This is a genomic window from Fusibacter fontis, assembly GCF_055378735.1.
The window spans coordinates 1,626,711-1,652,771 of record NZ_AP042445.1 but is presented as its reverse complement, the minus strand read 5'-3'; the positions used below and the strand labels follow the sequence as shown (position 1 = coordinate 1,652,771).

The following is a 26,061-nucleotide window of genomic DNA, read 5'->3' as shown; positions in this document are numbered from 1 at the left end:
TGATATAATGAATTGTAATCAATCATAATGAATTTTCAATGGAGGAATCAATGACATTTGAACTAAAAGATATACTATTTGCATTTGGACTCACGATTTTCGCAGGTCTATCAACAGGAATTGGCTCAGCACTCGCTTTCTATACCAAGCAGACCAATCATAAATTTTTATCAGCTGCTTTAGGATTTTCAGCAGGCGTCATGATCTATGTTTCCATGATTGAGATTTTTCCAAAGGCGAAAGAATCTCTTGTGGAAGTTTACGGACAGCATACAGGATATTTGATTACGACGATTTCGTTCTTTGCAGGTTTGGCTTTAATTGCGTTAATCGATAAGCTTGTTCCAGAAGGGGAGAATCCTCATGAGATCCATGATGTCACAGAACTTGAAAGATGTCAGGATGAAGCGTGTAAGATAGAAGTGATGGAGAAACACAAAAAACATAAAGAAAGAACAGATAAAGCGCTCTTAAGAATGGGATTGTTCTCAGCACTGGCGATTACCATCCACAACTTTCCAGAAGGATTGGCGACATTTACCGCTGCACTTAAAAACCCGACTCTAGGAATTAGCATTGCAGTAGCTATTGCCATCCACAACATTCCTGAGGGAATCGCAGTTTCTGTTCCGATTTATTTTGCAACAAACGATCGCAGAAAAGCTTTTAGAATGTCCTTCTTATCAGGGCTTTCAGAACCATTAGGCGCAATTGTTGGTTTTTTCTTGTTATATAACTTCTTTAGTGAATCGTTGATGGGGATTATCTTTGCAGGTGTTGCAGGTATCATGGTGTATATTTCACTAGATGAATTATTGCCGACAGCTGAAAAATACGGAGAGCATCACATCGCCATCTATGGACTCATCTCAGGAATGGTAGTCATGGCAGCTAGTTTAGTGATGTTTTCTTAGTGAAAGCTCATTAAGAAGCGGTGGAATGATGGTACTTAAAACGATTAAAGTAGCACCAATCATGCCTTGAAGTCCAACGACTTCTCCTAATAAAAGCCAGCCGAGAAACGCTCCGAAAATAGGTTCAAAGATATAAAGTAGAGAAGCACGAGCGGCCGAAATATGGCTTTGACCATAGTTTGAAATCAGGTATGCGATGCTGGTACAACCAATACTTAGGATTGCAAGATTTCCAATAACCAGTGGCGAATAGAAAGACGATGAAAAATACGCTAAAGGGGATTCAAAGATACATGCAGGTACAAGACTCATTAACCCAACCGTTAAGATTTGTACTGTTGCAATTGTCAGAGGATCTCCTTTTTTCGTGTAAATTTCCACCTTTAGGATATAAAAGCAAAGAATTAAAGTGCCGATTAAAGTGATGACATCGCCTTTATTGAGTCCTGTTTGTTTGCCGTCAAGCGTGACGAGTGCAAGGCCAATCAACGCAAATATCGTTGAAAACCAGACGCTTTTGCTTTGCTTTTTATGATAGAGGACGCTTAAGATCATCGGTACAAAGATGACGTTGCTGCCTACGATAAAGGCATTTTTGGCAATACTCGTGTATTTGAGACCATAGGTATGAAAAATAAATCCCGCAAAGAGCAATGCGCCAGTGATGAACCCGCCTTTGATGGCATCTTTGGTCAGGGTGAGTTTCTTAAAGAGGATTAAAAAACATCCCAGTAAAATGCCCCCCGTTAAAAAACGCGCTCCCATAAACGTAAAGACGCCCATAACATCTAGAAGGGGTTTCGTCAGTGCAAATGAAGACCCCCATAGCGCTACGGCAATTAATATCAATATTTCAGCTAAAAGTGCTTGGTATTTTGCTTTCATGTCTCCTCCAATTCATTCATTCAAAATCATTGTATCGAAAATGTCAAAAGTCGTCACGATATTCTTTGAAAATTCTGCATGACAATTATTTCATCACCTTTACCACAAAATTGTGGTATAATGAGTCTTGTGTTGTTTACATAAATTTAATTAAAGAGGCAATATGGAAAATCAATTTAACTTATTTAACTTATCAAATGAAATCATCAAGGCACTTCATGAAATGGGATATGAAGCACCTACACAAGTACAAGCAGAAGCCATTCCAATGGCACTTGAAAACAAAGATTTAATCGTCGTTTCAAAAACAGGCAGTGGAAAAACAGCTGCTTTCGGCGTCCCAATGATTGAAAAAATTCAAAAAGGTCGCACAAAACCACAGGCGCTCGTCATGGCACCTACAAGAGAACTTGCTGTTCAAGTGGATCAAGAAATCCGCAACATCGCAAAATATAAACACATACGTTCAACCGTGATTTATGGCGGACACAGTATGGTGACTGAAGTTGAAAAGCTTGAAAAAGGGGTCGAACTCGTAGTGGGAACCCCTGGTAGAATATATGATCACATGAAACAGGGCAATTTAGATCTATCAGATGTGAAGTTTCTCGTACTCGATGAAGCAGACCGCATGCTGGATATGGGCTTTTTAGATCAAGTTCAGCGAATCGTAAAAGAAATTCCGCGCGACAGAGTGACGATGCTCTTTTCAGCGACGATGCCTGAAGAGATTCAGTCGTTATGTCATCATTATATGCGCAATCCACAAAAAATTGAGATTGAATCCGATACAAAAACAGTCGATGCAATTACGCAGTATTACTATAAATTGCAACCCAATGAAAAAAGATTCCAGCTCGATAGAATCCTACGAATGGAACAACCTGAAAGTTGCATGGTTTTTTGCAATACCCGCATGACCGTTGATCGCGTCAATATCTTTTTAAATGAAAAAGGATATACATCCAAAGCGCTTCACGGAGCGAATTCTCAGTCAAGTAGAATGCACTCGATACAACAGTTTAAAAAGGGTGGATTTGAAATTTTAGTGGCAACAGATGTTGCTGCAAGAGGACTTCACGTAGATGATCTTTCGCTCGTTATCAACTACGATGTGCCCCAAGATAAAGACAATTACATTCATCGAATCGGTAGAACGGGTCGTGCAGGTCAGGGCGGAAAGGCATTATCACTTGTAACAAAAGACGACCAATACACACTGTATGAGATTGAAGAACACATTGGAACACTGATTGAAGAATTGCCATTGCCGACGGATGAAGACTTGAAGGATAAACCTAAAAAAGTACCGCCAAAACCATCTCAGGCACCGGCGAAACCAAGTGCTACACAGACGAAATCAAGTGCTACACAGACGAAATCAAGACCTTCACAAGGAAAGTCTAGTTCGACGCAGTCTAGGTCAAACTCAGCGCAGCCACACACGAATGCAGCTCAGCCACGATCAAACTCAACACAGCCAAGATCGAATGCAGCGCAGTCAAGAACCAATACTGCACATCCGAAATCAAGCGCAGCGCAATCGAAACCATATCCATCGAGACGTTCAAACCACTCGACTCCAACGGCAACGAAACCTGCTACACCGGTCTCAACGAGTCCGGTTACACCTAAAGCATCTCATCCAGTTGAGCAATCAGCAGTGAAGAAAGGATTCTTTGCACGTGTTATGGACAAGCTCTTCAAAAAGAATTCGGATATGAAATAAAATAAGCAAAATAAATAAGCATTATAAATAAGCAAAATAAATAAGCAAAATAAATAAGCAATATAAATATGTATGACGCTAATGAACACCTTTTACGAAGCACGCGCTTGGTGAAAGGTGTTTTTTCTGCATTTTATTTCATCAGTCAAAACTTTTTTAGTTTGCCATGCGTCCTATGGGTGTAAGCTTACTAGAGAATACAGGAGACAGTTATGAACTCAAAGAAAAAACAAACACAAGCGTTTCAAGCCTATTTGCTGGAAAACAAAGATGCGCATTATCGGTTTATCTATTCGTATACCCGTCATGCAGAAGATGCAATGGACGTCATACAAGACAGTATTGTTAAAGCGTTAAAAGCATTTGAAAAACAGCAATTTCCAGAATCGCTCAACAGCTGGTTTTATAAAATCATGGTGAATACAGCGCTTGATTATCTGAGAAAAAACAAAAAAATCGTCATTTATGACCCAGACGATTTTGAAAAAATATTGGAGTCGGAAGATACTTATATGAACTTTGACCTACAAAGTGCCATTGAAACGCTTCCAACCGAACTCAAGATGATCATCATGTTGCGCTATTTTGAAGACTTCAAGATCAGTGATATCGCACAGATCTTACAGCAAAATGAAAACACCATCAAGACACGACTCTATAGAGGACTAAAACTACTTAAGATTGAATTACAGGAGGAGGTCTAACATGAAAAAATTAGAAAAAAACGAACAATTAGAACAATTAAATCAATTAGAACAATTAGAACAATTAAAACAAGATTATCACACCATCAAGGCGCCAGATGCTCTTGAAGATAAAATCAAAGAATCCTTTAAAAAACAACATCATAAGGTCATCTGGATGCGTACTTTTACTTCGGTTGCTGCTGCATTTTTGCTCTTTGTAGCAGGGCTCAACATGAGTTCAAGCTTTGCCATGGCTTTGTCAGAAGTACCTGTCATCGGTGAATTTGTCAAAGTGCTGACGTTTAGATTCGAAAAAATTGAAAATGATAACGTCATGGCATCTGTTGAAACACCAGTGATATCAGGGCTGTCCGACAAAGAACTCGAAGCGACCTTAAACGAGAAGTACTATGAAGAGAACAAGGCACTTTACGAAACATTTAAAAAAGAAATCCCTGAAATAGAAGCGATGGATGGACATATGGGCATAGTTTCCGGATATGAAATTCTCACGGACACAGATGAAATATTATCCATTGGGCGTTACAATGTCAATATAGTAGGGTCTTCCTCAACCACGATGAAGTACGACACCATCGACAAAGTGAACAGTGTCATGGTGACTCTTCCAAGTCTTTTCAAGGATGAACACTATATTGAGCGCATCTCGGAATATATCATAGAAACCATGATTGCAGAGATGGAGGCAGATGACTCAAAAATCTACTGGGTGCTAGAAGAGGACATCGAACCGTTCAAAGCCATCCATCCCGATCAAAATTTCTACATCACTGCAGAAGGCAAACTCGTCATAGCATTTGACAAATATGAAGTAGCTCCGGGATATATGGGACTGGTTACATTTGAAATTCCAACTGAAATCATACAAGACTTGCTTGTAAATGATTATTATGTAAAATAAATCATTTTCATATTGACACTGGCGACCTACAGGCGTAAATTAAAACTGTAGGTGTGCTGGTGTGGCTCAACGGTAGAGCAGCGGTATCGTAAACCGCAGGTTAAGGGTTCGATTCCCTTCACTAGCTCCAGTCAAAAAGCTATGATCGCCCTTGTGATGTAGTGTCACAAGAGGCGTCATAGCTTTTTTTGGTATTATCTAGATTGAGAAAGAATTCTGATTATGGACGAGTAGGTGGTTCACCACTAGGTCGCTCACCCGTTGGACGTTCACCGCTTGGTGCTTCGCCACTCGGCATCTGACCACCTTTCATGCCGCCGTTCATGCCACCAAATTGTCCTGTTACAGTCTCGCCTGTTTCTGAGACTGTCATGATTTTAGAACTTAATGTTAACGTTGTTGTGAGTTTACCGCCCACATAGATGGAGTACGTTTCATCTAATTTTAAATCATCGTTGCTAAATACGATGGTTTGGAACTCTTTTGCTGGAGTGTGTTCCATGACTGTGTTGCCAGAACTGTCTTTGAGCGTCACAGTTGTTTTTGCAGATTGAACAGCTGTGAAATAGATCATAAGCGCATTGTTTTCGCTGTCTTCACTAGGTGCCTGTGCCATACCAGAGCTACCTGCTGCGATGAGTGTTCCACCGCTAACGCTTCCAGTTCCTGTATAATCAAGTGCGCCATTGCCGTTCATCACTGGACCATCGACGATCACAGTACCACCTTCGATATAGAAAACGCCATTTGAATCAAGACCATCGCCATCGGCATTGAGGTAAAGTGTTCCACCTGTTTGTTTGAATTCATAATTGCCTCCAGCTTCTAATCCCATGCCCATGCGACCTTGTTGAGCGTTTTCGCCTGCTGCTGCCGCTGTTGTTGTTGTTGTTGTTGTTGCTGTTGTCGAGACTGAACCAGCTGCGTTGATGCCATCATCAGAAGCGTTGAGTTGCGTATCGCCACCAGTAATGAGGATCATGCGCGCTTCTAAACCTTCGTAACTTTCATTAATCGTAATCGATCCATCGTGAATGATGAGATGTGTTTCTGCATGAATGGCATCATCACCAGCTGAAATCGTGATATTGCCACCATCTATTACAACATATCCTTTTTCTAAATTGGTTTCGTGATAGGATTGAATCGCATCGCCACCTGAGGTGAGATTAATTGTTCCTGAATGAATTGCAACGCCATCTTTCCCTCGAATTGCGTCATTGACTGCTTCGACGTTCACAGTTGCTTGTGCGATGACGAGATTGTCTTTAGTATCGATACCGTGATTGTAATTACCTTCAACATTTAAAGTACCAGTACCATTAATGGTCAAATCTTGCTTGCTGAAAATAGTTGCATCCGGTTCATCTTCGCCTTCAGAAAAAGTGTAATTTTCTCCATCTGTGAGGGTGTTCGTTGTGTCATCTGCCAATGTGAGGATCACTTTGTCCGCACTGATGACATAAAGTGCTGAAGAACGATCGTGATGAATTGTCGCTTCGTTAAGGACGATTTGTACGTCGTCTTCTTCACCTGCATTGACGATGATTTGGCCATTTGTTAAGGTGCCTGAAACGATATAAGTCCCTGCTGCTGTGATGGTAATCGTTGAACTTTCAACTTCAGCACCATCGCCTTTAACCACTGCAGTTTCACCTGATAGTGTGATGCTTGTGGCGTCACTTACGCTATATGATGAATCAAGGTCTTTCTTTGAATACTCTACCGTGATATCGCTGTTAGTGAGGTCATCCCAGTTGACGGTTTCTGAACTGTTGCCCGTGGCTTCTGTTGAACTGTCGCCAGAAGATTCTGCTGAACTGGTGGTTTCAAATGCCTCCACGGATTGGGCATCGCTACCAGATGTACTGGCGCTCGATTGGCATCCAGTGATACTAAAACTTAATATGAGTAGAATGAGTAAGGTTGTTAAAAATTTTTTCATAGGGTTCACCACTTTCTTTATGGATTATTTTTAAAGTCATTTTCAATCGTTTAGGAATCGCTAGCTCTTACGATAAATTTAGTATACGCATCTAAACTTAAACAGACCTTAAGTTAGAAAATTGCATAATTTTAATTTATTAAAATCTCAATTTTTGAAATTGCGTCATTGAGCCATTTTAAATTTAATAATACATGATTTTGGCACTTAAAAGGTAATTATGCAATTTCCACAAGTAAAAACAATACATGAAAAAAAATTGAGTTTTTCCTGTTGAGTAGATAAACACATGAGTAGATAAACACATGAATAGATAAACACTTTAACTGAGTGAACTCAATCTTTCTCAAAATGGATTCACTTGACAAAATGCCCGAAACCCCTTATACTTCAACATAAGTGGACTTATATAAATCCATTTTAAGTCATATTTAAAGGCGAAGAAGAGAAGAGTAATTTAGAAGATGCGCAAAGAGAGTTCTGGTAGGTGAAAAAGAACCGTTATTGACTAAATGAAGCAAGGCTCGGAGCTGTGTCCCGGAATGAATTGATGGGATGACGTGTGTTCACGTTATAGAACATGAGATTTTATGATTCAGGAAGATTCCTATTGGGAGTCGCCGAAGCAATCATAAGACAAGTAGGGTGGTACCGCGAGACAATCGCCCCTATAGCGTAAGCTGTAGGGGTGTTTTTTTATACAAAAAAAGGAGGCGTTATATATGTATACACCAAAAAGACCGAGACCGGAATTTCCAAAACGCGCAATTATCACAGCTGGGATGCCATACGGCAATAAGTCATTACACTTCGGACACATTGGCGGCGTATTTATTCACGCAGATACGTATGCAAGATTTTTAAAAGATAGAATAGGACAAGACAATGTCATCTTTGTTTCAGGAACAGATTGCTACGGATCGCCGATACTTGCAAGCTATAAAAAGCATATAGAAGAAACTGGCGAAGCCATTAGCATGGAAGACTATGTTTACCGGTTTTATCAGTTGCAAACGCGTATCTTAGCAGATTACGACGTAGCGCCAAGTTTATATGGTTCATCTGCATTTGGAAAGACAGGTGAAATGCACAAAAAAGTATCCAATGAACTTTTTAAAGCCCTTTACGCGCAAAATACATTGAAAGTCATGTCGTCACCACAGTTTTTTGATCCAGTTGAACAAGTTTTCTTAAATGGACGACAAGTCGTTGGAAAATGTCCAGTAGATGGATGTCAATCGGACAAAGCCTATGCAGACGAATGTGCTCTAGGTCATCAATACATGCCAGAAGAACTGATCGATCCCGTCAGCACTTTATCTGGGCAAAAACCAATTCTAAAAGACGTGAACAACTGGTATTTCGTCCTTGAAGAGTATATGGAGCACCTTAGAGACATGGTCAGCAAGATGCGTGCAGAAAAACACGTTCGTGCCAATGTGACCAATACCATGGACGAGTTTTTAAAACTACCAGTCATTTATGTCAAAAGAAATGATTACAATGCGCTTATTGAAAAAGGTGTATCTCTTGGAGAGACGACATTACAAGACGATGGGAAAAAGCCATCTGTCACATACGAATTCAACACACTTGAAGCGAGAGACCATGCACGTATCATTTTAGATGAGCAGGGCATTCGTTACCGCACAGGGAAGACGTTGGTTCCATTTAGATTATCAGGAAACATCACTTGGGGCGTTCCCGTTCCTGAAAAAGATGGACTCGAAGATCTGACTTTCTGGGTGTGGCCAGAATCGCTTTGGGCACCGATTTCATTTACATTGACCTATCTTGACCAACTTCAAAAGCCACTGGAAGATTGGAAAAAATGGTGGTTAGATAAAGAGTCAAAAGTATACCAATTTATTGGTGAAGACAATATATACTTCTACGGAATCGCTGAAATGGGAATGCTCATGGCATATTTGGGCATTCATCCAGAAGACAGCAATAACTTATCAGAAGTCAATTTCCCACAACTTGTTGCCAACTGTCACTTATTGTTTTTAGACTCTAAAGCGAGTAGTTCGAGCGATATCAAACCGCCAATGGCAGATGAACTCTTAAACTACTATACAAAAGATCAATTGAGAATGCACTTCTTAAGTCTTGGACTCTCTAAAAAAAGCGTGAGCTTTAGTCCAAAACCATTTGATCCTAGCTGTCCAGAAGACGCACCAGATGTGGTTCTCAAAGATGGTAACTTGTTGACAAACGTATATAATCGTCTATTGAGATCGTGTTTCTACACCTCGCAAAAGTACTTTGATTCAAGAGTTCCGCGCGTAGCTGTTGCTGAGGAAATGAAAGACATGATTCACAAAGCCATCTACGAGTATGAGCACAATATGGCCAGACAAGAGTTTCACCTCGTGATCTATACCATTGATGACATCATCAGAAATGTGAGCAAGTACTGGTCGAAGTATATGAAACAAGCGGATGATCAAGATGACAATGATCTGAGAGCACAAGTGGTAGCGGACTGTCTATATGCAGCTAAGAGCATCTTGACACTTCTCCACCCAATTACGCCATCGAGTGCAGAATTCGTGAGAGAGTATCTCAACCTCAACGAATCCCTCTGGTCGTGGGAACACATCTTTGAAGACATCACGGCACATATGGACGCACCTGAAACGCATGTGTTAAAATTCATCGAACCTAAATTTGACTTCTATAAAAAGGATGAAAGCCAATTCTAAGGACAAATCCAATTCTAAGAACAAATCCAATTCTTAAAATGATCGCAAAGGCGCATTCTGAATTCGAGTCATTATCGGATAAAATTGCGAAATAAGCGCGTGAAATTGGTACAATTTTGTTTATTTGGTTGTAAAAATGTGTATATTATCACTATACACGCTACTGACGCCGAATGAAGTGAGACGACAATACTCAGTACTCTGTGTATTGTCGTTTTTTTGATATTTATGAGGTTGGATGGAAAAGCGAGTGTGAAAAACAAGGGGGAACCATTATGGAAGGGTTGAAAGTAAAGAGAAGTTTGAGACGCACCTTTTTTGCGATATTTATCATCGCACTTCTGGTGGCAGAATTGGCAATAGGGTTTGGTACCTCAATGCAGGTATCATCCGTATTTGAAAATTCACAGAAAAAATCCGTGGACAGTTTATCCATGCAAGTGGGGATTTCTGTCAGCAATTATTTAACCGCATTTGAAACATCGATTAAAGCACTTGCTGAAAGTGAGAACGCACGCAATATCATGACGTCTGAGACAGCTGAAAAAGCATTACTTGCTGACTTAGACAAATATGTCAAAGCCAATTCCGACATCTTGTTTATCTACTTGGGGACGGAAGATAAACGCATGATTATGAAACCGGACGATGACTTAGGCGATTATGATCCTAGGACACGCGATTGGTATATTGCTGCCAAAGAGGCAGGAACATTTATATGGACAGAACCTTATTTTGATGATACCGTAGGTAAAATGGTGGTGACTGCCTGTCAGCCAGTTTATAGCGCATCCAATCAGTTCGTAGGTGTAATGGCAGTAGATGTTTTACTAGAAACCTTAAACTTACAGACAAAAGATATTAAAATCGGCGAAAAAGGCTATCCTATTATAGTAGATACCAATAACATCATTATGGCGCATGCCGATCCAGCTAAAATCGGAACAGAACTCGTCACAGCAGAGTTAAAAGATGCCATTAAAAATAAAAAGGCTGGCGTTGAATATGAATACGTAGAAGGCAAGGCAACAAAAACCAAATACGCATCGATTTATACCATTCCAGAAATCAATTGGTCCGTCATCTGTACACTTTATTATGATGAAATCCATGCTGAAATTTGGAAAATCATCAGCATGATGATCATCATCGCTGTGATCGCTATCGTCGTAGGCGGCGTTATTATTTGGGGCTTTACAAGTAAATTTAATAAAAATATCAAACGCCTTGTAGACTCAATGTTAAAAGCAAGAACGGGTGAATTGGGCGCACTTTCAAATATCGAATCAAAAGACGAGATCGGCGTATTGAGTCGATACTTTGACGACACACTTGTGGACCTAGGTAAACTCGTTAAAAATATACAAGACGTATCTGAAATGCTCACTCAATCGTCTGAAAGCCTTGCAGCAACAAGCGAAGAAGTTAGTGCCTCTGCTGATCAAGTGGCTAGAACAGTTGAAGATATTGCAAAAGGCGCTCAAGATCAAGCTGTTGACGCGGAGAGAAGTACCCTTGTGGCAAAATCACTTTCTGATAAATTTGTTGAACTCAATACGTATACAGACAGAATGGTGGAAAGCGCAGTATCTACAAGTCATGCATATGACCAAGGTATACAATCGGTTACAGAACTGAAGTCGAGAAATGGAGAGTCCATCTCTGCCAATGAAGATATTGAAGCTGTCATTAAACAATTAAATGAAAGAACCTTAGAGATAGGATCGATACTAGATACCATCACAAATATTTCGAATCAAACCAACTTACTTGCATTGAACGCATCCATTGAAGCTGCAAGAGCTGGTGAACACGGAAGAGGATTTGCGGTTGTTGCAGACGAGATCCGCAAACTCGCAGAACAAACATCGGAATCCGCGGTTCAAATCAAGGACATCGTGGGCAATATCATGAAAGATGGCTCACAATCCGTTAAGAGCATGAACGACCTCAAAGCCATCTCTGAAAAACAAAATGTCGCAGTAACAGAAGTGATTCATTCGTTTGATACCATCAAGAATGCATATCAGCTGATCTCGACGAACATCGATGCCATCGGCAATTCTGTCAGTGGACTCAATGTCGATAAGGAATCCATTGTAAGCAGTATTGAAAACATCTCAGCGGTATCAGAAGAAACTGCTGCAGCATCTGAAGAAGTTACAGCTTCTATGGAACAACAAACGTACGCAGTTGAAGAAGTGGCAAAAGCGGCACAAAGCCTCAACCAAATTTCAATTCAATTAAATGAAGAAATCATGAAATTTAAAGTTTGATAGGCATCTCGACTGGTGTATAATATAAGAGCATAAGAGTGAAAGAGCATCATCATTTTAGGACGACTATTATGAATTATGCTCTTTCTTTTTAGGTGAAATGAAAACAAATCGAGGTCATTATGAAATTAAATAGAAAATTGCACATACCACTCTATATACAACTCAAAGATCAATTGTTGCTTGTGATTCAATCAGACGCATATGCGGTTGGAGACACCATCAAGAGCGAGCAAGAGTTGATGAAAGAGTTTCAAGTGGGTCGAGCGACTGTTAGAGAAGCCATCAACGAACTGGTAAAAGAGGGCTTTTTAGAGAAAAGACAGGGGAAAGGCACCTATATCAAACAGAAAGAGACGAGTATTGGTTTTGAACCCCTTATCAGTTTAACCTACTCCTTATCGCTTAGGGGATGGGAGCATAAAAACGAAGTGCTGGTAGCAAAAACGCTTCAGAACACCCATTCAGAAATGAACATCGAAACAGATGAAATCTTTTATTTTGAGCGGAATAGAACCATCGATGGGCATCCGCTAGGACTAGAAAAATTTTATTCTCACATCGATTTTGTCAGCCGAAAAGGAGAATACCCCTTGGAAAACTCCATCGGTAAACTGTTATTAGAAGTGATCAAACTCCCTATTGAAAAGATGACACAAGAAGTCACAGTCGTCAGTGCAGATGAACGCGAAGCCGAGATGTTGGGTTTGAAGACAGGCTCCGATCTCATGTTTATGAAAAGATGGCTGTACGTCAAAGGATTCAAAGGCGTTTATCAATATTATGAATTAAAAGTACCCGTTGGAGTATCTGCTTTTCCGACAGAATTATTATAAAATCCACAGGTGATTCCACCTTTATAAGCGTCTTGATACGCTAAAATGAAGGGATTCACCGGTGGATTTTTTTTGTTTTACTATTCTGTAACAATGTGATATGATGAAACAAAGGTTCAAACGTCCGGACGACCGAATAAATGAGGTGTATATGAGACAACAAGAAAAATGGTTGAAAAAAGTACAAAAGAAAATCCATCAAATTGAAACACTCAAGCAAGTAGAGTGTAGCATGTATCAATCGTCAATCTACCTAAAGGGAACCACTGCAAGCTACGAGGATGTATTAAAAGCCGGATACATCGCAGCAAAATCGCCTTTCAAAGAGGTCATCAATGACATCGTCGCTGAAGACAGTGAGATGAGCCGCATCCATGTGGACAAGTTAAACAAGATCGAAGCCAATCGACTGGATACAGCTTATGGAGAAAAGTGTCTTTTGGAACATAAAGGACAGACTCAAACCTGTGATGTACTGGTGATCGGTGCGGGTATCGTAGGAAGTTCAATTGCTCGGGAACTTTCAAAATATCAGCTCAATGTCATTTTAGTGGAAAAATCCTACGATGTTGCCGTACACACTTCATCGAGAAATGACGGAATGGTGCATCCGGGGATAGCCGCTCATGCCAATTCTTTGAAATGCGCGCTAAATATCAAAGGCAATCACATGTATCATCGGATTTCTGAAGAACTAGAAGTGCCCATCAGATGGTGTGGTTCCTTGATATTGTTTCGTTCAAACTGGACGAAAATCAGCAAACCCTATTTTTGGATAAAATCTAAAAAAATCGGCATGAAAGGTCTAAAATTTTTAAATCAAAAACAAGTGTATCAAGCGGAACCTCATCTCTCCAAAGGCGTCAAATGGGGGGTACTTTGCGCAGAGTCTGGGGTAACGTCCCCATATAAAATGACCGTTGCATATGCAGAAAATGCTATTGAAAACGGCGTAGAACTCCAGTTAAATACAGAAGTCATCTACATTAAAAGCGAACGAGACCAGATTCAATCCGTCGTTACCAATCGCGGGGTCATTCAGCCTAAAATCGTCATCAATGCAGCTGGCGTCTATGCAGATTACATCGCGCAGATGGCAGGTGATCGCTATTATTCCATCCACCCACGAAAAGGAGAAATCGTCCTATTTGATAAGAAGAAAGGACATTTGATCAACGGCATTTTGGGGTTTGTAAGCGATAGAAGCAGTAAAAATACAAAAGGCGGAGGCATTATCAAGACCTATGAAGGAAATCTACTAGTAGGACCGAATGCGATTGAAACGCCGGATCGTGATAATTATGAAACACACCTAGAAACGGTTAAAGAATTGCTCGATCAAAAATTACCTCAAATTGAAGGCATGAAGCGCGAAGATGACATCACGTATTTTACAGGAATTCGCGCGGCAACTTATAAAGAAGATTTTATCATTGAGGGGTCAACGAAAGTTAAAAACCTCATTCATGTGGCAGGGATCCAATCACCTGGGTTTGCATCTGCACCCGCAATTGCTGAAAGGGTAGAACACATCGCGATTGAGCAGCTTCAGTCGATTCAACAAGCACCTGTTGCGTTAAAATCCAACTGGAATCCAAAACGTCATGCCATTCCAGATTTAGCCAATATGAGCTTACAAGATCGAAAAGTCATCATTCAAAATAACCCAGAATATGGTGATATTATTTGTAGATGTGAAGAAATCAGCCGTGGCGAGATCGTCGATGCATTAAAAAGTCCCATTCCAGTGGATACAGTGGACGGTATCAAACGACGCGTCCGTGCAGGTATGGGAAGGTGTCAAGGTGGATTTTGCATGCCGCTGGTCATGGAAATTATACATGAAGTCAAAGGCATTCCAATGGATGAAATTACAAAAAAATCAGGGCAGTCTAAAATCGTCATGAAAGAAACCAAAATGGGCAAAGACACGAATTCTTCAAATCGTTAAAGCATCACATCGCAAAGCATCACATAACAAAGCATCACATAACAAAGCATCACAAGAATCGTGAAATCTATCAATGCATGGAGTGAGAAATGGAGGAGACGATGATTTATGATTGTATGGTGATCGGTGGAGGACCAGCAGGACTCGCAGCCGCACTAAAGGTACATGAAAAAGGTGGAACCGTCATTGTCATTGAACGCGAAAATCGTCTTGGCGGAATCTTGAAGCAATGTATCCACGATGGATTTGGCCTGATTCGATTTAAAGAGCAGTTAACAGGCCCAGAATATGCACAGCGGTACATCGATTTGCTGGCGCAAACCCCTATCGAGACATTGCTCAAGGCATTTGTAACGGCATTTGTAAAAACTGAAGCGGGATTTATCGCTCAAATCGTCATGGCAGAACAAGGGGTTGTGGAAATACAGGCTAAAACCATCATATTAGCAACAGGTTGTAGAGAACGCACAAGCCGACAACTCTATATCGCAGGTTCAAGACCTTCGGGGATATATACAGCTGGAACAGCACAGTACTTAGTCAACATCGATGGCATGTTACCTTGCAAGCGCTGTGTCATCTTGGGAAGTGGCGATATTGGATTGATCATGGCGAGACGTTTAACTTTAGAAGGCGCTGAAGTTTTAGGCGTTTATGAAGCAAAATCTGAACCTTCAGGGCTCAAACGCAATATTCAACAGTGTCTACATGACTATGGCATACCATTACATCTTTCTAAAACCGTCATCGAAGTGCACGGAACAGAACGTTTAGAAAGTATCGTGATTGCCTCAGTGGATAATCGGTTCAATATAATAGAGGGAACAGAAGAAACCATCTTGTGCGATGGACTCATTTTATCAGTGGGTCTCATTCCAGAGAATGAAATCGCAGAGAAATTAGGCGTGACAATAGATGAAAAGACCAAAGGTCCTTCGATTGATGCTCATCAGATGACATCTGTATCAGGCGTCTTTAGTTGTGGAAATTCATTGAAAGTATTTGATCTAGTGGATCACGTATCCAAAAGTGGGGAAACAGCTGGACTAGCGGCACTTGAATACATCAGAGAAAATTCATAAGGATTATATGAATTTAAATGAGTTTAAATGAATTTCATGAATTTACATGAATATACATGGAGGGGATATGGAACTGATCTGTATAGTATGCCCGAGAGGGTGTTTGCTTGAAGTTTACGAGTCGCAACAAACTGAGGGTGGAGCAATCAGCGTATCGGGTAATCAATGTCCAAAGGGCATCGAATTTGCAAGACAAGAGTGGTATCACCCAACTCGACTCATCACCACAACGGTGAGGGTTAATAGCTCGAAATATCCACGATTATCCGTTAAAACATCTCAAAATGTCGATAAACATCGCATATTTGACATTATGGAAGCATTGGAATCAGTCAAGGTGAACCTCCCAATCGCCATGGGGGACATCATCGTAGAAAATATCTTAGATTTAGGTGTCAACATCGTCGCAACTCAAACTCTTAAGGAGGACTAGATGTCATCACATGTAATTGCTGTGGATTGTGGAACCCAAAGTGTACGTGCATTGTTATTTGATCAGCAAGGGCATCTTAAACAAAAAGTTAAAAGAGAATTTGAACCCTACTTTAGCAAACGACCTGGATTTGCAGAACAAAATCCGGATTTGTATCATGACAAGATCATAGAATGCTTAAAGGAACTAGTGGAGCGTGTTGGTGATGATGCCATCCATGCAAAGGGAATTTGCCTATCGGTTCTGAGGGATACGGGAGTCTACCTAGACGAATCGTATCAAATCGTACGTCCCAGTATTCTTTGGCTAGATCAGCGCGTAGCGGAATGCAAAAAACCATTGAAACTCAAAGATAGGGCGATGTTTAAGGCGGTTAGAATGGAACGCGCCATACACATCACACGAAAACTTTCAAAAGTGAACTGGATTCGAGAAAATGAACCGGATAACTGGAAAAAGACAAAACACTATGTCCTGTTGCCTTGCTATTTGCAGTATCGGCTAACGGGAAATATCGTAGATTCAGTCGCCAACCAGATTGCACATGTTCCGTTTAATTATAAAACGCAAAGTTGGCCCAAATCGAGTGCGGATTATAGATGGGATGTGTTTGGGATTGAAAAAGAGAAACTGTACACGCTTGAAAAGCCCGGAAAAATTATCGGTAAAATTCTTCCAGAAATTGCACAGTTAACGGGACTTGATCCTGAGATGGTGGTCGTCAACGGCGGTTCGGACAAAGGCTGTGAAACAGTAGGCGTAGGATGCGTCCATCCAGATCAAGCCAGCGTAAGTTTTGGTACCACTGCCACGATACAGACCACATCCGATCACTATTTTGAACCGATTATGTTTATGCCAGCATATCCATCTGTCATCCCAAACCACTACAATCCAGAAGTACAGATTTTTAGAGGATACTGGATGATTCGATGGTTTAAACAGGAGTTTGCAAATCGCGAGATGGTGGAAGCCTTTGAAAAAGGCATCGAACCTGAAGTGCTTCTCAATAAGTGTCTTCAAGATGTACCGCCCGGTTCGGAAGGTCTCATCTTGCAGCCGTACTGGACTCCGGGACTTAAAAATCCAGATGCAAAAGGTTCAGTCATCGGATTTAACGATTGTCACACGAGAGCGCATTTTTATAAAGCCATCATTGAAGGCATCAATTATGGATTAATCGACGGCTTAAGAAAAATCGAACATAAATCAAAAGTAAAAGTAAAACAGATATTTGTCAGTGGGGGTGGATCACAGAGTGATGAAATCTGCCAGATTACCTCTGACATGTTTGATCTTCCTATTGTAAAGGGAGAAACGTATGAAGCAGCTGGGCTTGGAGCCGCGATTATCGCTTTTGTAGGACTGGGAATTTACCCAAACTACCAAGTCGCCGTGGAACATATGGTGAGATCTAGCAAAATCTTTTATCCACAAAAGCAAGCAGCAACGATATACCATCAACTGTATAAACGCATCTATTCCAGAATTTATCCACATCTCAAATCGCTCTACAGCGAACTCAATGAAATCATCATCAAACAGGAGGATCAATATGAGTAAGAAAAACGAAACATTTTATCCAACATGGTGTGAAGAGGCGCCTGTGAAAGGATCGTACCGATCGATTTTAAAGTGGGGTGATCCCAATGAGTTCAAGCATCCGAACAAACGTCTGTATGCACTTATGAAAAAAACATTTAACATGACAGACGAAGACTTTAAAACTCGAAAAGAAACGGGCGATGCCCTAGTGAATGTCAACATGCCGTCGAAACTTGAGCCTCATCATATTGAGTTTTTCAAAAAGGTTTTAGGCGCTGAAAACATTCGGCTTGATGAATACTCTAGACTTCAAGTGGCGTACGGCAAGACGATGATTGACCTCATGCGACTGAGAAAAGGAATTGTGGAAAATATTCCAGATTTAGTACTCCATCCGCGCAATAAATCCGATATACAACAAATCGTAACGTATTGTAACACGCATCAAATTCCAATCTATATCTACGGAGGAGGTTCTTCGGTAACGCGAGGCGTTGAATGTATGAAGGGTGGCGTATCGCTGGATATGCGCGTTCATATGAACAAAGTCGTCAAATTTAACGAAACCAATCAGACGATCACCGTGGAAGCTGGGATGAGTGGACCACAGCTGGAAAAGACGCTCAACGATGCGCAATCCTTATTTGGTGCAAAACGCGCTTATACATGTGGCCATTTTCCACAATCCTTTGAATACTCAGTTGTTGGAGGCTGGGTTGTGACGAGAGGCGCTGGTCAAAACTCAACTTATTTTGGAAATGCAGCCGATTTGGTCATGTGCCAAGAATATATCACACCAGTGGGTACGATTAAGACCAAAGAGTATCCTGCACAATCTACAGGTCCCAATATTGACCACATTATGATGGGAAGTGAAGGTGCATACGGTGTACTCGTTGAATGTACGTTAAAAGTATTTAGGTACATGCCAGAGAATCAACGTCGATTTAGTTTCATCTTCAAAAACTGGTCGGACGCACGAGAAGCTGCTCGAGAAATCATGCAGAGTCAGTTTGGATTCCCTTCTGTATTTCGATTATCTGACCCAGAAGAGACAGACGTCATGTTAAAACTCTATGGCGTCGAAGATACTCCGCTCAACAAAGTGATTGAAGTGATGGGATATAAAGCTGGTGAGCGTTGTCTTTTCTTAGGGTTTACAGATGGTGAAAAAGGCTTTACTAAGAATATTATTAAGAATTTGCATAAAGTGTGCAAACGATATGGTGGGTTTTATCTCACAGGCATCCCGACAAAAGGATGGGAGCACGGAAGATTTAGAGACCCCTACATGCGTGAGGATTTACAGGATTTTGGCATCATGACCGATACACTAGAATGTACCGTGACTTGGGACACTATGGAAGCTGTTCACAAAGGTGTACGTGCTTACTGTAAAAGCCGTCCCAACACCATCTGCATGACGCATATGTCACACGTTTATCCTCAAGGTGCCAATCTATACTTTATCTTTATCGCGAAAATCAGCGATATTGACGAATATGTTTCCTATCAGTATGGCATTTTGGATAACATCTTAAAATATGGCGCTTCCATGAGTCACCATCACGGCATCGGTAAAATGATTGCGCCGTGGCTTGAAAAGCAAGTGGGAACAGAGCAGCACGATGTATACAAAGCACTTAAAAAACACTTTGATCCCAATAATATCATGAATCCAGGAGGGACTTTGGGACTGGATTGATCATTTATTGCCATGATGCAGATTATAAAGATCTGTATCATGGCTTTATTCATCGTGTTTGTTCAAAGTATATTTACTTGTCCCACCTTTTAATTTCATGTATAATTCAAAATAGATGAAATCGACACTGTTAGCACTATTCTGACAAGAACTATAATGAGGTAAAGAGAGGACAACATGAAAGATTACTCAAAAGAACTTGAAAAGTACGCATCATTAATTGTCAATGTAGGTATGAACGTTCAACCCAACCAAGGACTCATCATCAATTCCAACGAATCGGGGCTACCGCTGGCTCGAGAAGTCATGAAAAAAGCCTATGCAAAAGGCGCAAAGCACGTAGAGTTCATGATGTCGGATGACGCAATGATACTCGCAAGATATCAAAATGCAAATGATTCTGTTTTCGAGAATTATCCAGAATGGAAAGCAGAATTACTTATTAAATTATATGAAGATAACTATCACCACTTATATATTAGTGCGCCAGACCCTGAACTCTTAAAAGATATTCCAGGTGAAAAAGTTGCAGTAGATCAAAAATCGATCTCCACTGCCATGTCACCAGCGACGAGATATCGTATGACGGGTCAAACTAAATGGTGTATCGCAGCAGTACCAAGTCTCGCATGGGCAAAAAGTGTATTTCCTGAAAAAACAGATGAAGCAGCGATTGAAGCCCTTTGGGATAAAATCTTTGATGCTACGCGTGTCAGCACAGAAGACCCAGTTGCAGCATGGGAACAACACGATGAGAATTTAAAAAAATATAAGAATTTCTTAAATGATAAGAATTTTGATAAACTGGTATTTAAAGCTGAAGGCACTGATCTTGAAATTTGCCTTGCAGATGATCATTTTTGGATGGGTGGTTCAAAACTAAGCCATGCAAATGAATCGTTTGTGGCGAATATCCCGACAGAAGAAGTGTTTACGACCCCACATCGTTATAAAGTCAATGGAACGGTAAAATCAACCAAACCACTTAGTCACAATGGAAAAATCGTAGATGATTTTGGTTTTACTTTTAAAGATGGTAAAGTGGTAGAATACTATGCGGGAAAAGGCAAGGAAGTCCTCGACGACATGCTTGCAACCGATGAAGGTGCACGTTATCTGGGCGAAGTTGCACTGGTTCAAAACGATTCACCAATCTCAAACACGGGAATTTTATTCAATAACACTTTGTTTGATGAAAATGCCTCTGTTCACTTAGCACTTGGCAGAGCATATGCATATGCCATGAGAGATGGTTCAAACCTTACTTCAGATGAACTTGAAGCAAAAGGCGCGAATTTTAGCTTGATTCATGTGGATTTTATGATTGGTGGTCCTGATATGGAAGTGACTGCTTATGCAAAAGATGGCACACCTATGAAATTGTTTGTAGATGGCAACTGGACATTTTAATGATAGGAGAAATGACGATGAATAAGATGAAGAAATTATTAGTGGTACTCGTGATTGCAATATTGACATTTTCTTTCGTGGGATGTTCGAAAGACAATTCTTCAGATGATGTGAAATCAGCGCAAGAAGCTCAAAAAGAAGCAGCGTCTGAAGCACAAAATTTTGGAACACCAATTGAATTTGAAGTGATCTCAATTGATGATTTGGCATCAAACTTTAAGTTACAATCAGACTTAATGCTGCCTGAGCGTGGATATTTTATCTGGGAAGGCGATGATGGCTTTAAATACATGTTAATTTCAATGGGAGAAAAACCAACTGGCGGTTATGGACTTTCTGTGGTATCTTTTGGCGATTACGATGGCGAGAAAAAAATCCTCGTAGCTGAAGGCAACCCACCAAAAGACTCAAACGTTCCACAAATACTCACTTACCCACATGTTGTCATCAAGTTCGCAAGCGATTTAGAAGTTACATCTGTTTTAAATGAAGCAAGTGAAGCATACGAACTGATTAATGTGACGAAAGAGAAGTAAAGAGATAGAAGGGCTATTGCAAATATGACTTTTGCAATAGCCCTTTTTAGTGCGTTTTTGAGACAATCCAGCTTACATTCTAAAAAACAAAAAACGATCAAATTAACTTAATATGTAGGATAAATCCACTTTGAATTTGTCTTTGATGAGATTTAACATATAATTATAGTTTTCTTTATTTCTAGTTGATCGGATATAGCAAAGACAATCAACAAAAGACTCAATATAAGATGGATCATTTAAATGGTATTTTGCGGCACCTTCTCTTATATAGAGGAAATAAATAAGATCCATGCAACCTTTTCGTAGTGAAAATTCTATACCTTTTTGAGCATATTCAAGAGCAAGTTCATTTTGATCGAGTCGATGGTAATTATATGAAATGGCTGCAAGCGCTTTAACAATAATCATATCCTCGGCTTTTTCATTATAAATGTCATCTTTTATAATTGTAAGGATATACATAAATATTTGATTGCTCAATTCACATTTTCGTAATTCACCAAGGCAATTCGCAGCAAGAGTTAACAATCGGATCTCAATAGAACTATAAGAAAATTGTTTGAAATTTTCAATTTCAAAATCTTTATTGGTTATTTTAAGTGCACTACAGGTCAATTCTAGCGCAGCTTGATTTTCTTCTTTATACCTCAAACTAGATGCTTGAATGAAATAATCAATTTGTGTAAGTGTCATCTTTTCAACAAGTTCAAGATCTTTACTTAAATTGAGCTTTACAAGAAAATTTTGATGACATTGCTTAATTTCATCAAATTTTGCATACAACATCAGGTGATCAAGTGATTTTAAAAAGCTAAGTAATAGGTGACTTTGTTGATATTGAGTAAATAAGTGGTTAATATCCATTTTATAATACGTTCCTAGAAGTGCAAGCGTGTCGTAACGTGGAATACACTCTCCGTTTTCAATTCTTCTAAGTGTATCAATATTAATGCGTGTACCTTTAGATACATCAAGTTGCGTATGACCAAGTAAAGTACGAATTTCTTTGATTTTAATTCCGAATTCATTTGTGTTATATGATGCAAACATAGATTACCTCCTTGGCCCGAATTTATTCGGGTTTTTTTTTTATGTGTTTTAATCTATCATGAGTTTATTGATTAAAGTATAAACGATGAGGTGTAAAATGAAAAGAAAATTATACATAAAATTTATTGTAACATTATTGGTAAATTGTAGTATTTTGTTTGGACTAAGTTCAGTTGGATTCTGTAATGGCGAAGATATCAAGCTTTCACATGATTATCAACCAAAAGTTACGGAAAGTAAAAATGGAAACAATTAAGTTATCGTAATATTTGTAATAGTTATATATACAAAGTTCTTGATAAAAACTTATCATAAATTTGAAATATTTCAGCTCTAATAAAATCATCCCAGAAAGGAACCGTTCAATGAAACCCTTTATCCACCTTTTTAAAACACCAGCACATTATTACTTTTATGATGTGAACAAAAACGAAAGCGTACGGATTGATGAAGCGAGTTTTCATTATCTGAAAGACAGTCTTTCAAATAACCAATGTGAATCTCAAGCTGTACCCGCAACAGAACGCGTTCATCAGTTAACTCAGCAAGGCTATCTATCGACAAATCGCGTTCAAGAAATTGAACATCCAGATAGTTGCTTCTTAGAAGAATACACCAACAGAAAAGTAAGTTCCATGGTTTTGCAAGTTACTCAAAACTGCAACCTCAAATGTGAATATTGCCCATACGTTGTAGGGGATAAAGGAAATAGAACGCATAGCAGTAAAAGGATGTCGCCTGAACTCATTGAACAATCACTTGCGATGTTGAACGAAAAATCAGTGGATTGTGATGAAGTATCGATTTCATTTTATGGAGGCGAACCACTGATTGAATATGAATCCATCGTGAGAACAGTCATTCTTGCAAAGACGATGCTCCACAAAAAGTCGATTTCTTATTCGATGACGACCAACGGTACATTGCTTACTGAAGACATGATTCGATTCTTTAAAGAACACAACTTTAGCTTAACATTCAGTCTCGATGGACCAAAAGAGCTTAACGATCGCAACCGTATCTTCCGTAATAGCTCAGAAAGCGTCTTCGATCATGTGATGGAAAAACTCAATCTCATCGAAACAAAGTTTCCGGAGTATCTACCAAGAATCAGTACAAACATGGTCATTGATCCAACTCAAGACTTTTATAAGTATAAAGAATTTTTCTTAGAATATCCAATCCTTCAGAAAATCTTAGTTATGCCGACTTTGGTTGAGGATTATACCACTGAAGGTAAATTCAAAGAAATCGAAGATTTTGCCATTAAGTCTGAACACAGCAAATTTCTCTATTATCTACAAGACATGAAAGCCATCGACTCAAAAGACCAATTTTTCTTACAGACGATGTTTGCATCTAATGTAGTTAAATTAAAAGAAGACTGGGCAAAACTCACCACATTAGGGACTAAATTCTGTCCGTCTGGACAATGCATCCCAGGCATGAAAAAAGTATTTGTAGATGTGGATGGTACATTGTTTCCTTGTGAACGTGTCAACGAAATGTTCGAATATAACAAGATGGGAACCGTACAAAAGGGAATCCAAATCACTGACGCCTATCGAATTTTAAATGTCGCAAAGCTCAATCAGGGCAGATGTGAAAACTGTTTCGCCTTTAGACATTGTTCACTTTGCATCAAAGGGCATGAAGAAGGCATCAACTCGCCAGAAGTCATCAATCCAAAATGTAAAAAGATGCGAGCAGATTTTCATCAGATGTTGAAAGCTAGAGCATTACATGGAGAAATGGACGAAATGAGGGCAAATATATGATGAATCAGAAGAAGCACATACACCTTTATCCTTATAGTGATACGTATTATGGTATCGTCAAACATTTGATACATCAGGAAAACATCGTATATCCACTGGTGCCAATGGGTTCCAGTTACTTAGGTAAAAGCATCGGTTTTTCCGTAAATAGAGAAGATGATAGCGCCACAGTAAAAAGTATTTATGATATTCAATCAAGCCATGTAGACCATTTGATTCTAACGGCTGTCACCAATGAAGAGAATTTAGATGAACACATAAAGACTCTCATCGAAAAAACACTCAGAAGTGAAGGAACTGTGAGTTATCGTGGAAATGATGAACACGTACTCACTATACTGCGAGAGATAGGTGATTCATTAAACCGTACAGAACAAATTCAGTTTTATCAAGAAACTTTTGAAGAACGCTTTGATGATAGTTTCGTAGCCACAGATATCCCAGTGGTCTATCTCGGTGGACTTATCGAAAGTCAAGACAGTGAAGAAATCGCACTCAGTTTAAAACATGAATTTGAGAAAATAGGCTATCGCCCATTGGTCATTAGCAGTCATCGAGATATTGAGCTCGTGTCAGGGGTTTGTCTACCGGAATTCTTTATGTCAACCCAATACACGCCAGATGAACAAGTGAAACATCTGTCGAGTTGGCTCGGTCAAGTCATCAAAGAGCACCAGCCGGACTTAATCTTAGTGGATGTGCCAAAGGGGATGCTTCTCTATAACAAAAAAATCAGCAATACCTATGGACTATACGCCATGATGTTAGCACTTGCACTCAAGCCGGACTTTATGATTTTATCGATGAACAGCCATGAAGTGAGTGGTACTGACCTTGAAAACTATAGCGCGCATTTACTTAATAAAACAGATCGTGCAGTGGATGTTTTCCATCTGTCCAACCGCTATTATAAGATTTACGATGCAGATTATGAAATTCCCGATAAACCGATGTATCTTTCACCTCAAAAGGTTGAATGGTTCATCGATCAACATAATGCAAAATCGACAGTACCTATGACGAATCTCAACCAAATGAATAACATCGCCACTGTCGCACTAAAGATCATCGCACAATTTTCATAGGAGGTTACCCGTGAGCAACTTTACAAAAGAACAACTCTTAACAGAGATATCCGAAACACTGGGTATCCCACATGAAGACTTACACCATCATCTGGACACCAATCTATTTGGTACTCCGTTTTATAAAACAGCAGAAGAAATGCTACATCTGTATTTAAAACTTACAAAAGAACTCAATCTTCCGATCAAAGTAACTGACCAAGAAAATGAAGGACACCTCTTCACAACGGCAAACCAGATTGCCCAGTTACTGTAAGAGCACCATCTAAAAAGCACCATCTGAAACAGGTAATAACGGCGCGGTAATACTTATTACACAGCAATAAAAACAGTACAGTATGTGGTTTAAAACGAACAAAAAAATAAACTAATAGAAGAGGTAATGACAAATGAAAAAACTTATGAAATCTCAAGAAACTTTAACAGTTCAAGCTGGAACAAATGGTTCATGTTATTGTACTTATCCATGTGGAACACAAACGGGTAAAACACGTGATGAATATCATGCAATACAAAGAGATTCTGCAAGCACAGGTAATGCAGCATTTTCAGTTTCTGAAAACGAATAAATAATATTGCGGT

At 39.7% G+C, this 26,061-nt stretch carries 22 protein-coding genes, 1 tRNA gene and 1 other annotated feature; of the genes, 20 read left to right on the top strand and 3 right to left on the bottom strand.

Translation table 11 applies throughout. The features are described from left to right. The first annotated feature begins 50 nt into the window (after positions 1-50). Positions 51-914, top strand: a complete 864-nt coding sequence (zupT, locus tag ACZ41W_RS07440; protein WP_464314243.1) for a zinc transporter ZupT — start codon at positions 51-53, stop codon at positions 912-914. Here the strand turns inward: zupT and ACZ41W_RS07435 are convergent. Beyond that, positions 897-1,799, bottom strand: coding sequence for a DMT family transporter (locus ACZ41W_RS07435; protein ID WP_464314242.1), 903 nt, complete (start codon positions 1,797-1,799; stop codon positions 897-899). The two genes, zupT and ACZ41W_RS07435, sit on opposite strands and share 18 nt — an antisense overlap. A 163-nt stretch (positions 1,800-1,962) precedes the next feature. Between ACZ41W_RS07435 and ACZ41W_RS07430 the strand changes: the two genes are divergently transcribed. From ACZ41W_RS07430 to ACZ41W_RS07415, 4 genes are all read left to right on the top strand, one after another. Beyond that, entirely contained in the window at positions 1,963-3,528 is a 1,566-nt protein-coding gene (locus tag ACZ41W_RS07430) for a DEAD/DEAH box helicase (RefSeq protein WP_464314241.1), read from the top strand. 212 nt (positions 3,529-3,740) lie between these two features. Then, positions 3,741-4,232 (top strand): RNA polymerase sigma factor, encoded by a 492-nt coding sequence (locus tag ACZ41W_RS07425; protein ID WP_464314240.1) that lies wholly within the window; start codon positions 3,741-3,743, stop codon positions 4,230-4,232. A 1-nt stretch (position 4,233) separates the two neighbouring features. After that, on the top strand, positions 4,234-5,136 hold the full coding sequence (gene rsiV / locus ACZ41W_RS07420; RefSeq protein ID WP_464314239.1) for an anti-sigma-V factor RsiV: 903 nt from the start codon (positions 4,234-4,236) through the stop codon (positions 5,134-5,136). Positions 5,137-5,191: 55 nt separating this feature from the next. Continuing rightward, positions 5,192-5,266 (top strand) — tRNA-Thr (locus ACZ41W_RS07415). Between the two features lie 90 nt (positions 5,267-5,356). Here the strand turns inward: ACZ41W_RS07415 and ACZ41W_RS07410 are convergent. Beyond that, positions 5,357-7,081, bottom strand: coding sequence for a carbohydrate-binding domain-containing protein (locus ACZ41W_RS07410; RefSeq protein ID WP_464314238.1), 1,725 nt, complete (start codon positions 7,079-7,081; stop codon positions 5,357-5,359). 431 nt (positions 7,082-7,512) lie between these two features. After that, positions 7,513-7,754, top strand: a binding site (T-box leader). A gap of 49 nt (positions 7,755-7,803) precedes the next feature. Here ACZ41W_RS07410 and ACZ41W_RS07405 point away from each other — a divergent pair. The 10 genes from ACZ41W_RS07405 (at position 7,804) to ACZ41W_RS07360 (ending at position 21,563) form a co-directional block, all read left to right on the top strand. Then, positions 7,804-9,789, top strand: a complete 1,986-nt coding sequence (locus tag ACZ41W_RS07405) for a class I tRNA ligase family protein (RefSeq protein ID WP_464314237.1) — start codon at positions 7,804-7,806, stop codon at positions 9,787-9,789. Between the two features lie 275 nt (positions 9,790-10,064). After that, on the top strand, positions 10,065-12,065 hold the full coding sequence (locus tag ACZ41W_RS07400; RefSeq protein WP_464314236.1) for a methyl-accepting chemotaxis protein: 2,001 nt from the start codon (positions 10,065-10,067) through the stop codon (positions 12,063-12,065). A gap of 122 nt (positions 12,066-12,187) precedes the next feature. Beyond that, positions 12,188-12,901, top strand: a complete 714-nt coding sequence (locus ACZ41W_RS07395) for a GntR family transcriptional regulator (protein WP_464314235.1) — start codon at positions 12,188-12,190, stop codon at positions 12,899-12,901. A gap of 151 nt (positions 12,902-13,052) precedes the next feature. Beyond that, on the top strand, positions 13,053-14,852 hold the full coding sequence (locus tag ACZ41W_RS07390; RefSeq protein WP_464314234.1) for an FAD-dependent oxidoreductase: 1,800 nt from the start codon (positions 13,053-13,055) through the stop codon (positions 14,850-14,852). 101 nt (positions 14,853-14,953) lie between these two features. Further along, the gene (locus tag ACZ41W_RS07385; RefSeq protein ID WP_464314233.1) at positions 14,954-15,934 is read left to right on the top strand and encodes an NAD(P)/FAD-dependent oxidoreductase; all 981 of its coding nucleotides are present in this window, start codon (positions 14,954-14,956) and stop codon (positions 15,932-15,934) included. Between the two features lie 67 nt (positions 15,935-16,001). After that, positions 16,002-16,367 (top strand): DUF1667 domain-containing protein, encoded by a 366-nt coding sequence (locus ACZ41W_RS07380; RefSeq protein ID WP_464314232.1) that lies wholly within the window; start codon positions 16,002-16,004, stop codon positions 16,365-16,367. Next, positions 16,368-17,930 (top strand): FGGY-family carbohydrate kinase, encoded by a 1,563-nt coding sequence (locus ACZ41W_RS07375; RefSeq protein ID WP_464314231.1) that lies wholly within the window; start codon positions 16,368-16,370, stop codon positions 17,928-17,930. It abuts the gene before it with no gap. Continuing rightward, complete coding sequence (locus ACZ41W_RS07370; RefSeq protein WP_464314230.1) at positions 17,923-19,617, top strand: FAD-binding oxidoreductase; 1,695 nt, start codon at positions 17,923-17,925, stop codon at positions 19,615-19,617. The genes ACZ41W_RS07375 and ACZ41W_RS07370 overlap by 8 nt, the downstream gene beginning before the upstream one ends. 177 nt (positions 19,618-19,794) lie before the next feature. Continuing rightward, positions 19,795-21,027, top strand: a complete 1,233-nt coding sequence (locus tag ACZ41W_RS07365) for an aminopeptidase (RefSeq protein ID WP_464314229.1) — start codon at positions 19,795-19,797, stop codon at positions 21,025-21,027. Positions 21,028-21,044: 17 nt separating this feature from the next. Further along, positions 21,045-21,563: a protease complex subunit PrcB family protein gene (locus ACZ41W_RS07360; RefSeq protein WP_464314228.1), complete on the top strand. Its 519-nt coding sequence runs from the start codon at positions 21,045-21,047 to the stop codon at positions 21,561-21,563. A 102-nt stretch (positions 21,564-21,665) separates the two neighbouring features. Here ACZ41W_RS07360 and ACZ41W_RS07355 read toward each other — a convergent pair whose 3' ends face one another. Next, complete coding sequence (locus ACZ41W_RS07355; RefSeq protein ID WP_464314227.1) at positions 21,666-22,616, bottom strand: helix-turn-helix domain-containing protein; 951 nt, start codon at positions 22,614-22,616, stop codon at positions 21,666-21,668. A 97-nt stretch (positions 22,617-22,713) separates the two neighbouring features. Here ACZ41W_RS07355 and ACZ41W_RS07350 point away from each other — a divergent pair, with 97 nt between their 5' ends. The 5 genes from ACZ41W_RS07350 to ACZ41W_RS07330 all read left to right on the top strand — a co-directional run bounded on the left by ACZ41W_RS07350 (position 22,714) and on the right by ACZ41W_RS07330 (position 26,048). Beyond that, complete coding sequence (locus ACZ41W_RS07350; RefSeq protein WP_464314226.1) at positions 22,714-22,872, top strand: hypothetical protein; 159 nt, start codon at positions 22,714-22,716, stop codon at positions 22,870-22,872. A gap of 109 nt (positions 22,873-22,981) precedes the next feature. Continuing rightward, a complete protein-coding gene (locus ACZ41W_RS07345; protein WP_464314225.1) occupies positions 22,982-24,394 on the top strand; it encodes a radical SAM protein in 1,413 nt (470 codons plus the stop codon). Beyond that, positions 24,391-25,479: a P-loop NTPase family protein gene (locus ACZ41W_RS07340; protein ID WP_464314224.1), complete on the top strand. Its 1,089-nt coding sequence runs from the start codon at positions 24,391-24,393 to the stop codon at positions 25,477-25,479. Before ACZ41W_RS07345 ends, ACZ41W_RS07340 begins: the two co-directional genes overlap by 4 nt. A 10-nt stretch (positions 25,480-25,489) precedes the next feature. Next, entirely contained in the window at positions 25,490-25,735 is a 246-nt protein-coding gene (locus ACZ41W_RS07335) for a hypothetical protein (protein WP_464314223.1), read from the top strand. Positions 25,736-25,868: 133 nt separating this feature from the next. Continuing rightward, complete coding sequence (locus ACZ41W_RS07330; protein WP_464314222.1) at positions 25,869-26,048, top strand: hypothetical protein; 180 nt, start codon at positions 25,869-25,871, stop codon at positions 26,046-26,048. Positions 26,049-26,061 lie beyond the last annotated feature (13 nt).

Coding starts and splice junctions, on each gene's coding strand:
- ACZ41W_RS07370 (WP_464314230.1), top strand. CDS start 17,923: ATGAGTAAGAAAAACGAAACATTTTATCCAACATGGTGTGAAGAGGCG.
- ACZ41W_RS07345 (WP_464314225.1), top strand. CDS start 22,982: ATGAAACCCTTTATCCACCTTTTTAAAACACCAGCACATTATTACTTT.
- ACZ41W_RS07400 (WP_464314236.1), top strand. CDS start 10,065: ATGGAAGGGTTGAAAGTAAAGAGAAGTTTGAGACGCACCTTTTTTGCG.
- ACZ41W_RS07405 (WP_464314237.1), top strand. CDS start 7,804: ATGTATACACCAAAAAGACCGAGACCGGAATTTCCAAAACGCGCAATT.
- ACZ41W_RS07340 (WP_464314224.1), top strand. CDS start 24,391: ATGATGAATCAGAAGAAGCACATACACCTTTATCCTTATAGTGATACG.
- ACZ41W_RS07410 (WP_464314238.1), bottom strand. CDS start 7,081: ATGAAAAAATTTTTAACAACCTTACTCATTCTACTCATATTAAGTTTT.
- ACZ41W_RS07365 (WP_464314229.1), top strand. CDS start 19,795: ATGAAAGATTACTCAAAAGAACTTGAAAAGTACGCATCATTAATTGTC.
- ACZ41W_RS07380 (WP_464314232.1), top strand. CDS start 16,002: ATGGAACTGATCTGTATAGTATGCCCGAGAGGGTGTTTGCTTGAAGTT.
- ACZ41W_RS07430 (WP_464314241.1), top strand. CDS start 1,963: ATGGAAAATCAATTTAACTTATTTAACTTATCAAATGAAATCATCAAG.
- ACZ41W_RS07360 (WP_464314228.1), top strand. CDS start 21,045: ATGAATAAGATGAAGAAATTATTAGTGGTACTCGTGATTGCAATATTG.
- ACZ41W_RS07350 (WP_464314226.1), top strand. CDS start 22,714: ATGAAAAGAAAATTATACATAAAATTTATTGTAACATTATTGGTAAAT.
- ACZ41W_RS07425 (WP_464314240.1), top strand. CDS start 3,741: ATGAACTCAAAGAAAAAACAAACACAAGCGTTTCAAGCCTATTTGCTG.
- rsiV (WP_464314239.1), top strand. CDS start 4,234: ATGAAAAAATTAGAAAAAAACGAACAATTAGAACAATTAAATCAATTA.
- ACZ41W_RS07355 (WP_464314227.1), bottom strand. CDS start 22,616: ATGTTTGCATCATATAACACAAATGAATTCGGAATTAAAATCAAAGAA.
- ACZ41W_RS07330 (WP_464314222.1), top strand. CDS start 25,869: ATGAAAAAACTTATGAAATCTCAAGAAACTTTAACAGTTCAAGCTGGA.
- ACZ41W_RS07390 (WP_464314234.1), top strand. CDS start 13,053: ATGAGACAACAAGAAAAATGGTTGAAAAAAGTACAAAAGAAAATCCAT.
- ACZ41W_RS07395 (WP_464314235.1), top strand. CDS start 12,188: ATGAAATTAAATAGAAAATTGCACATACCACTCTATATACAACTCAAA.
- ACZ41W_RS07375 (WP_464314231.1), top strand. CDS start 16,368: ATGTCATCACATGTAATTGCTGTGGATTGTGGAACCCAAAGTGTACGT.
- ACZ41W_RS07385 (WP_464314233.1), top strand. CDS start 14,954: ATGATTTATGATTGTATGGTGATCGGTGGAGGACCAGCAGGACTCGCA.
- ACZ41W_RS07435 (WP_464314242.1), bottom strand. CDS start 1,799: ATGAAAGCAAAATACCAAGCACTTTTAGCTGAAATATTGATATTAATT.
- zupT (WP_464314243.1), top strand. CDS start 51: ATGACATTTGAACTAAAAGATATACTATTTGCATTTGGACTCACGATT.